The 11,772-nt window shown below is 47.4% G+C and carries 12 protein-coding genes; 4 read left to right on the top strand and 8 right to left on the bottom strand.

Annotation, left to right across the window (positions count from 1 at the left end; translation table 11 throughout):
• Window positions 1-107: 107 nt before the first annotated feature.
• Together lipA and D0B88_RS18695 are read left to right on the top strand one after the other, a co-directional pair.
• The gene (gene lipA / locus D0B88_RS18700) at window positions 108-1,142 is read left to right on the top strand and encodes a lipoyl synthase (protein ID WP_151059055.1); all 1,035 of its coding nucleotides are present in this window, start codon (window positions 108-110) and stop codon (window positions 1,140-1,142) included.
• A 173-nt stretch (window positions 1,143-1,315) separates the two neighbouring features.
• A complete protein-coding gene (locus D0B88_RS18695) occupies window positions 1,316-1,834 on the top strand; it encodes a GNAT family N-acetyltransferase (protein ID WP_151059053.1) in 519 nt (172 codons plus the stop codon).
• A gap of 6 nt (window positions 1,835-1,840) precedes the next feature.
• Here D0B88_RS18695 and D0B88_RS18690 read toward each other — a convergent pair whose 3' ends face one another.
• The 7 genes from D0B88_RS18690 to D0B88_RS18660 form a co-directional block, all read right to left on the bottom strand.
• Entirely contained in the window at window positions 1,841-3,235 is a 1,395-nt protein-coding gene (locus D0B88_RS18690) for a diguanylate cyclase (RefSeq protein WP_151059051.1), read from the bottom strand.
• Between the two features lie 362 nt (window positions 3,236-3,597).
• Window positions 3,598-4,902: an NAD(P)/FAD-dependent oxidoreductase gene (locus D0B88_RS18685; RefSeq protein WP_151059049.1), complete on the bottom strand. Its 1,305-nt coding sequence runs from the start codon at window positions 4,900-4,902 to the stop codon at window positions 3,598-3,600.
• Between the two features lie 95 nt (window positions 4,903-4,997).
• Complete coding sequence (locus tag D0B88_RS18680; RefSeq protein ID WP_151059047.1) at window positions 4,998-6,008, bottom strand: Gfo/Idh/MocA family protein; 1,011 nt, start codon at window positions 6,006-6,008, stop codon at window positions 4,998-5,000.
• 159 nt (window positions 6,009-6,167) lie between these two features.
• Window positions 6,168-6,833, bottom strand: a complete 666-nt coding sequence (locus D0B88_RS18675) for an SDR family oxidoreductase (protein WP_151059045.1) — start codon at window positions 6,831-6,833, stop codon at window positions 6,168-6,170.
• A gap of 99 nt (window positions 6,834-6,932) precedes the next feature.
• A complete protein-coding gene (locus tag D0B88_RS18670; protein ID WP_007644850.1) occupies window positions 6,933-7,187 on the bottom strand; it encodes a DUF2798 domain-containing protein in 255 nt (84 codons plus the stop codon).
• A gap of 509 nt (window positions 7,188-7,696) precedes the next feature.
• The gene (locus tag D0B88_RS18665; protein WP_151059043.1) at window positions 7,697-8,869 is read right to left on the bottom strand and encodes a lipase family protein; all 1,173 of its coding nucleotides are present in this window, start codon (window positions 8,867-8,869) and stop codon (window positions 7,697-7,699) included.
• Between the two features lies 1 nt (window position 8,870).
• Window positions 8,871-9,311, bottom strand: a complete 441-nt coding sequence (locus D0B88_RS18660) for a DUF4198 domain-containing protein (RefSeq protein WP_151059041.1) — start codon at window positions 9,309-9,311, stop codon at window positions 8,871-8,873.
• A gap of 279 nt (window positions 9,312-9,590) precedes the next feature.
• Here D0B88_RS18660 and D0B88_RS18655 point away from each other — a divergent pair, with 279 nt between their 5' ends.
• Window positions 9,591-10,517: a LysR family transcriptional regulator gene (locus D0B88_RS18655; RefSeq protein WP_151059039.1), complete on the top strand. Its 927-nt coding sequence runs from the start codon at window positions 9,591-9,593 to the stop codon at window positions 10,515-10,517.
• 20 nt (window positions 10,518-10,537) lie between these two features.
• Here the strand turns inward: D0B88_RS18655 and D0B88_RS18650 are convergent, their stop codons facing one another.
• Window positions 10,538-10,921: a hypothetical protein gene (locus D0B88_RS18650; protein WP_370452469.1), complete on the bottom strand. Its 384-nt coding sequence runs from the start codon at window positions 10,919-10,921 to the stop codon at window positions 10,538-10,540.
• A 118-nt stretch (window positions 10,922-11,039) separates the two neighbouring features.
• On the opposite strand from D0B88_RS18650, the gene D0B88_RS18645 reads away from it, so the two are divergent.
• The gene (locus D0B88_RS18645) at window positions 11,040-11,699 is read left to right on the top strand and encodes a PEP-CTERM sorting domain-containing protein (RefSeq protein ID WP_191966472.1); all 660 of its coding nucleotides are present in this window, start codon (window positions 11,040-11,042) and stop codon (window positions 11,697-11,699) included.
• The last annotated feature ends 73 nt before the right edge of the window (window positions 11,700-11,772 follow it).

Raw genomic sequence — 11,772 nt, 5'->3', positions numbered from 1 at the left:
CAGGATGTCGACGACAAGCCCCCATGGATGGGTTCACGGCGTGTCTCACAAGGCTATTCCTGGCTCGCAACGGGTTAATGGCACAGTCAGCCAACAACGAGATTCTTATGACAGACCTTCCACCCGTATCGACTTTCGTACCCGAACTGCAGCCGGTCAAACGTACCGAGCGCTACAAACAGGGTGAAAAGCTGCGCGATGCCGACAAAGTCGAGCGTATTCCGGTAAAAGTGATTGCCAGCGATCGCGACGAAACCCAGCGCAAACCTGACTGGATTCGTGTGCGTATTCCCGCCTCGCCCGAAATTGATCGCATTAAATCTATTCTGCGCAAAAACAAATTGTCGTCCGTGTGCGAAGAAGCCAACTGCCCGAACCTGGGTGAATGTTTCAGCGGCGGCACCGCGACCTTTATGATCATGGGTGATATCTGTACCCGTCGCTGCCCCTTCTGCGATGTGGGCCACGGCAAACCCAATCCACTCGACGAACAGGAACCACGCAAACTCGCTGAAGCAATTGCGGAGATGCGGTTGAAATACGTGGTGATTACCTCGGTAGACCGCGACGATCTGCGTGATGGCGGCGCCCAGCATTTTGCCGACTGTATCCGCGAAGCACGCGAACTCAGCCCGAAATTGCAAGTGGAAGTATTAGTACCGGATTTCCGGGGCCGTATGGATATCGCCTTGGATATTCTGGAAAAAGAAGCGCCCGATGTGTTCAACCACAATATGGAAACCGTGTCGCGTTTGTACCGCCAGGCGCGTCCCGGTGCGAATTACGAATGGTCGCTGGAATTGCTCAAACAATACAAGGCGCGTCGTCCCGATGTACTCACCAAATCCGGTTTGATGGTTGGCCTCGGCGAAACCAAAGAAGAAATTATTGAAGTAATGAAACACATGCGTGCGCACGACATCGACATGCTCACCATCGGCCAATATTTGCAGCCTTCTAAAGACCATTTGCCAGTTGAGCGTTTTGTTCACCCTGACGAATTTGCCGAGTACACCAAACTCGCGGAAGAAATGGGCTTTAAACACGCCGCCTGCGGCCCACTGGTGCGCTCGTCGTACCACGCGGACAAACAAGCGCACGGTGAAGACGTAAAATGGTTCGGTGAAACCAAAACCAATTAACGGACCTGTTTACTGGTGTTTAAAAAACTCCCGCTAGCCGGGAGTTTTTTGTCTCTGCCTGTTGTCCCATTAATTAGACTGTCTCACTAAGTAGATTGCCCCACTTCAAGCATCCCCATTTTTTATAGCAGTGCCCGTTCGGCACTGCTTTTTGTGCGCATCGAGTAACGATTGTGAAATTATCGGCAGTAAAAAAAGACATTAGGATCAGCGTCTGCGCACTGGAATCCAAACCGGAATTCTTTGCGCAGGTCGCGCGTTGGCACCATCAGGAATGTGAGCGCCAAGGCTTAAAATCAACTCTCGCCCTGCGTCAACAGCGCTTGGTTATGCATATCCGTGAAAGTACCATCCCCAAAACGCTTATCGCCTTGCAAGCCGATCAACTGGTCGGTTGCGTTAGCCTGGTGGATTACACCTATCGCAGTAGCGAACGTATGCCCAAAGTCACCAGCGCCAGTCCGGTGTGGCTCAGCAATTTATTTGTAGAGGAAAATTTGCGTCATCAAGGTATAGGCAATAGCTTGATCGATGCCGCAAAAAATTACGCACTGGATTTAGGTTTGGAAGAGCTCTGGCTATCCGCGACAGACTACACCGACTACTACCAAAAACGCGGCTGGGAAATTGTACGCCGCACGAAATTGGGTGGGCGTCAGGTGAATGTGATGCGGGTGGGGTTGGAAGGTTAACGTTAATCACTCAGCCGTTAAAAATGCGACCGCGTGGTTACGGCCATTATTTTTGGCTTGGTAGAGTGCCTGATCGGCGCGGCGCATTTCCTCGTCAAAACATATCTCAGTATTCGGTGAGGCTAAGCTGTAACCAATGCTGGCAGTGATGGAAATGTGTTGGTTGCAGTCGAGCAGTATCTTTTTTTCACGCAGACTGTCGAGCAGCCTGTTACAGATAAGTTCGGCATCGCTTTTGTTACCAATAATAATACTAAATGCAAACTCTTCACCGCCAATGCGGCCGTAAATATCTTCCTGACGAAAAAATTGCATGATGCACTCAGCGCAGCTGACCAATACCTGGTCGCCAGCGCTGTGGCCATAGGTATCGTTAATGTTTTTGAAATTGTCGAGATCCAAAATGCCCGTCAGCAGAAAAAATTGATTGCGCTGTGCGCGAAAAATTTGTTTGGCGGCATGATCGTTAAAACTGCGCCGATTGGGTAGATTGGTGAGGCTGTCATTAAATGCCAAACGTTCCAGTTGTTGATTGGCCATGCGCAATTCATCGGTGCGTTGGGATACCAATTGTTCCAGGTTATCTTTCAGTAGTTTCAAATCTTTATTGCGTTTTTCCAGTTGCTCGGCGTGATACATTTGCTCAGTGATATCGCGCTCTATAGCGGCATAATGCGTGATGTCACCATAGCGATTAGTGAGCGGGAATATATTCATGTCCAGCCAATAGGGGTGGCCGGTTTTGCCGTAATTTAATATTTTTTCGCGAATGGATTTTTTTTCAAGCAGCGCAGTACGTATGCGTGCGAGTGTGTCCGGGTCTGTATGTTTTCCCTGCAGAATACGCGGTGTTTCACCGATAACATCACTCGCGCTGTAGCCAGTTAGTTTTTCAAATGCGGCGTTTACATAAATAATTTTGGGGCCGGTGGGTGAGTCTATATCTCCGGCTTCGGTAACTATGACAATGTCTTGGCTGTTTTGCAGAATATTTTCGTAGGAAAAAAGATTTTTGCTGTCGGTGATGTCATTAAAAGTGACAATAATAAAACTGTCTTCGAGTTTGTCCGCTTCATCCATATAAGCATTGACTAAAAACCAGGTGGCATTTTTACGGTTGCCATCTAAAACCCCCATGATTTCATTGGTAACCGGGTTTCTAAAACGTTTTACTTTGTTAGCGGGAAACTCATTGTGGTGTAACACCCGGTTGCCATCATCAATAAAACGCCATTGTGGATCCGCTAAATCCCGGCCAATGATTTGCTCATAAGTGAGTCGCAGCAGTTTCAGCGCCGTGGGGTTAGCGTAGACAATAGATGTGTCCCAGCGATGTATGACAACACCTATATGGGCATTTTCAAGGAGTGTTTGTAGGCTGATTGCGTCTATGCCATTCATAAGCAGACACCTTTAGCGGCTGGGCCTATGTTTCTTTAAGCGACATCCTAAGAGTAGTGACATTGATCACAATAAGCCAGCAACATGAGGCATGAATGGTTAATTTATTGAGTTGTTGAAGCAATACGAATGTTAAAAAAATCTTTTAGTCTTTTTAGTTATTCCAACCAACTGTAATCATCAAGGCTGTAGTAATTGTTATTAGGATAATAAATATGTCCAGTATTGTGCAGCGCAAAGGAATGTATGTCGCTAATTGCGGATGAATTAAATTATTGTAGTGCGAGGAATTGATATTTATGCGGGATGTTTAACTACAGCCCTCTGTGCAGGGCTGTAGTTGGTTGCACGGAGAATTTAAATCAATGCAACTTCAAGCGCGGTCTTAACCAGCGGTTTAAACGGCCGCCGAGCATAATCAAGCCAGTGCGCAGTAAACCGTGAATGGCGATTTGGTGCATGCGATATAAGGAGATATAAACCATGCGCGCCAAGCGGCCTTCGATGAACATGCTGCCTTTGCTCAGATTGCCCATTAAATTGCCGACGGTGGAATAACTCGCGAGGGAAACGAGTGAGCCGTAGTCGGTGTATTTGTAGGCGGTGAGCGGTTTGTTATTCAGGTGCGCGATAATATTTTTGTAACAGGCGCTCGCCATTTGGTGGGCGGATTGCGCGCGCGGTGGCACACGGCTGCCGTCCGGGTTTACAAATTGTGCGCAGTCGCCGATGGCAAAAATGGTCGCGTCGCGGGTGGTTTGTAAAAATTCATTCACATGCAATTGATTGATGCGATTAGTTTCCAGACCGGCGAGGTTGGCCATAAAGTCGGGCACTTTAATGCCTGCTGCCCACACGATGATATCCGCTTGAATTAATTGACCGTCTTTAGTGTGCAGCCCTTCGGTAGAGGCGGAGGTGATCATGGTATTGAGTTTTACATCTACACCAATTTTTACCAATTCACTGTGCGCTGAGCCGGAAATACGTTCGGGCAGTGCGGGCAAAATACGTGGGCCAGCTTCAATCAGTGTTACGTGTAAATGTTCGTTGGTGACCGCATTGAAACCGTAGTTGTGAATTTCGTGTACGGCGTGATGCAATTCTGCGGAGAGTTCCACACCGGTTGCACCTGCACCCACAATGGCAATACGCACATTGTCGTCGGCGCCAGTAACACGCTGGATACGCAAAAATTTATTGAGCAGTTTGGTGTGGAATTTGTGTGCCTGTGTTGGGCTGTCCAAAAACAAGCAGTGATCTTTTACGCCAGCGGTATTGAAATCGTTCGAGACAGAACCGAGTGCAATGACGAGATAATCGTAAGGGATGCGTGTAGAGGGTAAAAATTCCACACCATCTTCGTCGCGCATGGGCGCCAATACTACTTCGCGTTGTTCGCGATCCAAATCAATCATGGTGCCCACGCGAAAGAAAAAGTGATGCGCATTGGCGTGACCGCGATAGCTCACTGCATCCACGTCTTCATCCATGGTGCCCACCGCAATTTCGTGCAGCAGTGGTTTCCACAGGTGAGTGGTATTGCGATCAATCAGGGTAATTTCCGCTTTGTTTTTACGCCCGAGTTTATCGCCCAGTTTAGTGGCCAGTTCTAATCCGCCAGCGCCACCGCCGACAACAACAATGCGTGGTTTTTGTGTCTGCATGTTTTTTCCTGCACTTTACATTAAAAATTCGTTGAGCAATTAGCGCTTGGCGGTTCTCGTTTGCCAGCGCTTGTTTGTGAGCTTTTGTTTACAAACTATAGCTCTACCCAGCGGCCCTCGGCGGCGCTGGCAAAAACGGAATCGATCACACGCATATTATTAATTGCATCAGTCAGCGGTGTGGGTGTCGGTTGCTTGTTGAGGATGCTGCGCGCAAAAGCGTCGACCATTTCGCGATAGTGATCGCTGGATTCAATCGCAATAATTTCAGTTTCACCATCGTGTTTGATATGAATTTCAGTGGCGCTGTCGCTAATCGGGTTGAATGGAATCGGCAGCAAAATACTGCCTTTTTCGCCGTAAGCCTCCATGTATTGATGCGCTTCAATTTTAGTGGAAGCCGTAAACGTTGCGCTGCCTTGATCAAATTCCAAAATGCCTGAGACCAAACAATCCACTTCATAATCTTCGTAGGGGGTGATTTGGCCAATCACCTGTGTCGGCTCGGCATTAAACAGCCAGCGCGAGAGCGAAATGCAGTAGCAGCCAATATCCATTAATGCACCACCGCCCATATCGGCATTGTTGCGAATATTTTGCGGCTCGCGATTGTTGTAAGAAAAATGTGAATGCAGGGTGAGCAATTTACCAATGCGACCGGAATCGATCAGCGCTTTGGCCGCTTGCCAGCGCGGATGAAAGCGATACATAAAGGCTTCCATCGCGTGTAAATGCGGGTGCGCCTTGGCGGCATCGAGCAGGCGCTGGGCGTCGTCAGCGTTTAGCCCCAAAGGTTTTTCACAGAGGATATGTTTGCCAGCTTGCAGGGCTTTAATCGACCAATCCACATGCAGGTGATTGGGCAGCGGGTTGTAGATGGCATCGATATCCGGGTCGGCGAGCAATTCTTCGTAGCTGCCGTAGGCACGGGCAATACCCAATTCATCGGCAGCGTTGCGCGCACTTTGGCTATCGCGTGAACAAATGGCGAGCACTTCATTGTGTGCAGAGCTTTGCAATGCGGGAATCACTTTGGTGCGGCCGATTTTGGCGGTGCTGAGAATACCCCAACGGATTTTTGCGGATGATGAAATGCTAGTCGACATAATTGTGTTCCTTGATACGGCGCAGGGCCACTACAGACAGGGATCTAAAAAAGTGCTGTCAGTGTAGCCCAAGCGCGGCTCAAAGCGTGAGCCGCAGGGCCAGATCAAGGGGCAAAATTACGCGTTTAAAACACTCACCCGTGATTGGTTAACGGTTTTTTACCAGGGCAATGTCTCGCCATTGGAATGCCAGAAGCCGCCGGAATTCTCCAGAGTTAAATCGGCAATGCGCTGGGTCAGGCGCTGGGCAGATTCAGCGGCGGAAATATCGCCACCAAAATTCACCATCGCCGTTTGTACATAACCTGGGTGCAAAATTGCCACTGCAATGCCGCGTGGTTTTAAGTCCCGTGCGAGCGACATAGCCGCTGCATTGAGTGCGGCTTTGGACATACGATAGCCGTAATAACCACCAGAAGTATTGTCGGCAATAGAGCCCATACGGCTGGTGATAAACGCGATTTTGGCACCGCTGGTCAAATTGCCCAGCAGTGCTTCGGTCACGCGCAGCGGCGCTTCAGCGTTGACCAAAAATTGCTGTTGTATCGATTCATAATCGATATTGCCCAGTTGCTCGTGTTGAAAAATTCCCGCGTTATTGATCAACAAATCAACCTGCTTGCCCTTGAGTTGTTGTGCGAGCGCCGCAACTGCCTTGCCATCGGTGACATCCACACCGCTAATAACTTGCGCACCTGAGGTCTCCAGCTCAGGCGATGTAGTGCGGCAAATGCCGATTACTTGCCAGCCTTGGGCGAGATAGTTTTGCGTTAATGCCAAGCCAATGCCGCGATTAGCACCGGTAATTACTGCTGTTTTCATCATTTATTACTCCACGCATTTATTGAGTTCATTGATTGAGCTAATTCATTGAGGCGTAGCTGCGATCTATGGGCGAGAGTAGCGCATAAAAAGGGGCGGCAATTAATTATTTACGGTGAGTTTCACCAGGCGCATAACCAGCGGGCGCACAATTAAAATACACACAAATGCGGATGGCATAGCGATGCGATAAGCATGCAACACCTGCTGGAAGTAGTGATCGGCAATTCCACTGTTGGCCGCAACAATAATCAGCGACATCAAAAACGCCATGATCAGCGACATATAAAACGCAAACACAACGGGGGTGTATTTGGGGTGTAGTTTGCGATTGGTAGTGGCGATGGAGTTTTGCATAGGCATGCCCTTCTACTGTCGGTGCAATTGGTGAGAGCAGTTGTAATGCCCAAGTGTTGTGCGCAGGTTTAACAAAGGGCCACTCTACGCGGCAGACCGGATTGGCAGTAGATCAGCAAAGCTATTTGCTATATTAAGCAAAGCTTGGTAATCGACCAATTATTTCGTAAGTAATCGCTATTCAAAGCCTTCGCCAGGCTAATTCTTAGTACTAATTTAGCTCCAAAGGTAGTACAGCCCCGCTAGTGACGCAGTGAACAGAATAAAACCCGTTGTATATTCGGCAAGGTGGCCATTTTTTGGATTATGTGTCCGGGGATGAGCTTTAAAAACACTGGTGATGAACAGTGCGACTAGAAAGATAGAGGCAAGTATTTTTAGCGCGGTTAAAATGAAAGACATATCAAATAAATTTATTGTGATGTTAACAAAATATTCAAAACTCACAGCTTTGATGTGAATAGCTATGCCTGCCGCATGTGCATTGAACAGGCATAGCACAAAAGCCGTTACAGTTTTCTCAAGGCATTACGCGCATGCTGGTTAGCTTTTTCACTCAGGCGCGTTAAAACCTGCCGAATTAAACTGCGAGTAAGTTCTTTTTTGTTTTTGGCTACAGTCATTCCGATTGCCTGCATTAATTTCCGCATCAATCGCTCAACCCATACGCTTATGTTTTCTGCCAGATCAATCCCTTTTGCGAGGATATAAGCGATTTTATCTGCAACAGTAAAAGTGCTGATAAATGTGGCTTGTATTCCCATAATTGCCGTCATCGCCACTTTTTTAATGACATAAATGATGGCTGAATCTACCCAGCGCCAAAATGTTGAGGATGAGGTATCCACTGGCGATTTGGATTTGAGCCAGTCTTCAATTGCGCTTTCAATTGTATAAGGCTGGTCAGGTGCATCGCACATTTGTTGCCAGGATTTCCCGTCTACCGACGCTATGTAATTCGCCATAAAGTGCGCGGCGGCTGACGTTAACGGATGAGCAGAATAAAGATAGTGCCCTTGTCTGTCGTAAGGTGCATGTACGAATGGATAGAGTGGAACCATAGGTACTGGATCTGTGCGGTGGTAGACACGATGAATGTTGCCTTCGCCGATAGCTGATGTTGTACTTTTGGCAAACAACTCAGTGCCAACTCTGGGGGCACCAAAGGTGTATAGCTTGGTTGGGAGTTTCAATGTTTGTGCAACCCAGTCAGCAGCCAGTGATGCCACGGCGCCACCAAGACTGTGCCCAATGCAGTGAACAGTTTTGACGCTGCCTTTAAATGATGTAAAAAAGCTACGTATAGCCGGTAGCATAGATTCAAAACAGTGTTGGAATCCCGAATGCACTGGCCATTTACTTGTGCTTGAGAATGAGAGGCCAATGCGTGCATCAGTAAGTACATCGGCCTTTTTATTTTCCATAGTAGTGCCACGGAATATTAAGAAAATCTCGCCTTTATTATTTTCACCCCCTTCGGCACAAACACCGAAACCATCTTCATGATTCAGCACCACTCGACCGCCAACTTCGGCTTTTAAGTGTGTATGTTGGGCTGTGGTGGATTTATCAGATCGTTTGAAATAAGGTAACTTCAAAAATAAATCAACCAACATTGGGTTTTGAACGTCGTATATTCTTGCAGCGAGGGTAGCCGCAGCAGTTGGATTTAAATCAACCATATTATTTACCGTCCTTTTTAATTAACTGATCCCATTTACATAACGTTTCTATAAGGGCATTTTCTAAATGAGCATCCATTTCTTCTGTAGTGAGCTCACAGGTTACATTTTGAGGTTGGCCTCCAAGCTCACCATAAAGATGTGTACTGGATTTTCCACCTCTCCAAATAAGATATTCTTTCCCGTTAAAATCAACTGTGATCATTTGCCCAATGGATATCTGAGCCAAGGGGGTTTGTTTGTATACGGCAGTTTTTGTTGGAATTGAAAAATACCCTTGATCATCTGCAGTGAAATATTCGCTTTCTCCCTCTTTATCTTTCCAGGCAAACCACAATTTTATTTTCGCCCCGGCGGCAGGTTTACCCTCAAATGTAATTTTTCCCTCGAGTGGTGAAAAAAGCACGGCTTCTTTCTTCTCTCCGCCAAAAAATAATGACATAGCAACTCCTTTCTGAATGTAAAAAAACGAAATTAAACAGGATAAAAGGATAAATATTCGCCTGGTTTTCAATGGCTGTACTCCGTTTTATTGACTCCTATCCTGAGTGGATCAGGCGTTGGTTGCTTTTTCTGTTGAATAAGCGGCGGCGATTTTAGCATTGGTTATCCATGCCGGTTTGAGATGTGGGGCATAAATCTACCTAGGGTGGATAAATAGGGGCACTTATTGTATTAAGTAAAGCTTATTAATTGACTTGCAAATTCGGAAGCGAAAACTATGGATACCCTGCGTGGGATTGAGTGTTTTGTGAAGGCAGTTGAAGGCGGCAGTATTGCGGCTGCGGCGCGGCGGGTGGGGATTAGCGCCGCGGCGACCAGCCAGAATATCGCTCGCCTGGAGTCTTATCTCGGTGTGCGCTTGCTGACGCGGACTACGCGAAGCCTTGCGACAACTGACGCAGGGCAAGTCTATTACGACAAAGTCGCGCTGCTGATTCACGAGTTGGAGTTGGCGAGATCAGCGGTCACCGACACGCAGCAAGAGTTACAAGGGCGCTTGTGCATCGCCTCCACCGCCGCATTCAGTCGTCATGTATTAGCGCCGCTAATTCCCGCGTTTAACCAGCGGTATCCCCGTTTGGAAATTGAACTTACATCGACTGACCGGCGTGTGGATCACGTGCAGGAATCGGTTGATGTGAGCATCCGCATCAAACAACAGTTGGATGATGGAATGGTCGCACGCAAGATCGCAACGGTTCCCTCCATTTTTTGTGCATCACCGGCATACCTTGAGCGGGCAGGGCGACCATCAACCCCTGCCGATTTGCGCGAGCACGATTGTTTAGTCTTTCGTCTTGCTGTTGATGGACGATTGCTGCGTTGGGGATTTGTTGAAAACGGGATGCGTTTTGACGCAGACGTGCGCACAGCAATCATCAGTGACGATATCGATGTACTTGCGCGTCTTGCGGCGGCGGGTGGCGGCATTACGCGTTTGGCCGCGTTTGTCGCCAATGATTATTTGCGCAGAGGCGAATTAAAAGAATTATTTACCTGCGACGAATGCACCGGTTTTAATGCGGAAATTGAACCACTGGATTTTTACGCCTGCGTGCGCGACCGGCACCAATTAACACCGAAAGTGCGCGCGTTTATGGATTATTTGGTAGAAGCACTGCCCGCTGAGTGGCGGGCAGTCTAGTCAATAATAGGCGTAAAGTTTTAGGTGTGTTTCATGCGCGGCAGCAAAATAGTGATGATACCGAGCAGTGGTAAAAAGGCGCACCAGTTAAACACATGTTCAATTGAGGTCGCATCCGCCAATGCGCCCAAACCCGCCGCCGCTATACCGCTAATACCAAACATTAATCCAAAAAATACACCGGAAATCATGCCGATTTTGCTGGGTACTAATTCCTGTGCGAGCACCACAATCGCTGAAAATGCGGAGGATAAAACCAAACCAATTACCACCGACAGCACCGCCGTCCAGAATAAATTGCAGTAGGGAAATAACAGCGTAAATGGCGCTGCGCCGAGAATGGAAATCCAGATTACTGCTTTGCGCCCGACTTTATCGTGAAGTGAGCATGTTTTATGCGTCAATTCGGTGTGTTTCGCTTTGAATCTTTTGGTGTAATACGAAAGGTATACAGTACAATGCGGTCGGCTGGTATTCGGCCTTATAAACTATATGTCCAATTTCAGGAAAGGAAAAAAGGAAATGAAATCGCTAATTACTTTGTTTTTTGCAACCGTTATTCTGGTCTCTAACGCTAACGCAGGCATTATCTTTGAAACAGGAACGGGACCATTTGATTCAACTGTCTGCTGCGGATCATCTATCGCTAAAGATCAATTTATAGGCACTACTTTTAGTCTAACGGGAAAAACGAAAATTGATGCTATAGGCGGGCACTTTCGCAACTTTGGTGGTTCTTCAGGCAGCATCTTTGGGGCAATTGTTGAGTTGGATCAGTTCGGCTTACCAACTGGTACATTGACAGGTTTGAGTAATGTATTGGCACATACCACGTTTAATCCGTTAAATTCAGCAAATACTTTCGCGTCTGTTGATGTGGATCTTGAAGCTGGGGTTTACGGTTTGATTTTTGGCTCTGGCCTGTTTGGCGCCAATGGTCATTCTGCCTTAACTCTTATTCAGCCCTATCAGGTATCTAACCCCAAAGGCGAAGTGCTAGCGCTAAATACCTCTTCGCTTCTAACGTGGGACTCATCAGTGAGTAGTCAGGGTAGATATAGAATGTTTGTTAGCGGTACATCTTCTAACGTTTCCGAGCCAAACAGTCTGGTCTTATTGTTGTTGTCCTCGGCTTTATTTTTCGTTGTGCGTCGTAAACGCAAATCAATATTTGATTTTTGATTATTTTTTTAAACCGTTAACATTGGATTCAGCAAAGGCGGCAATTGCCGCCTTTTTTACAATGCCGTCTGTT

It is taken from the genome of Cellvibrio sp. KY-YJ-3 (assembly GCF_008806955.1).
Taxonomy (GTDB): Bacteria; Pseudomonadota; Gammaproteobacteria; order Pseudomonadales; family Cellvibrionaceae; genus Cellvibrio.
Note: the sequence above shows the minus strand (reverse complement) of the source record. Positions and strands in the feature narration are given on the sequence as shown.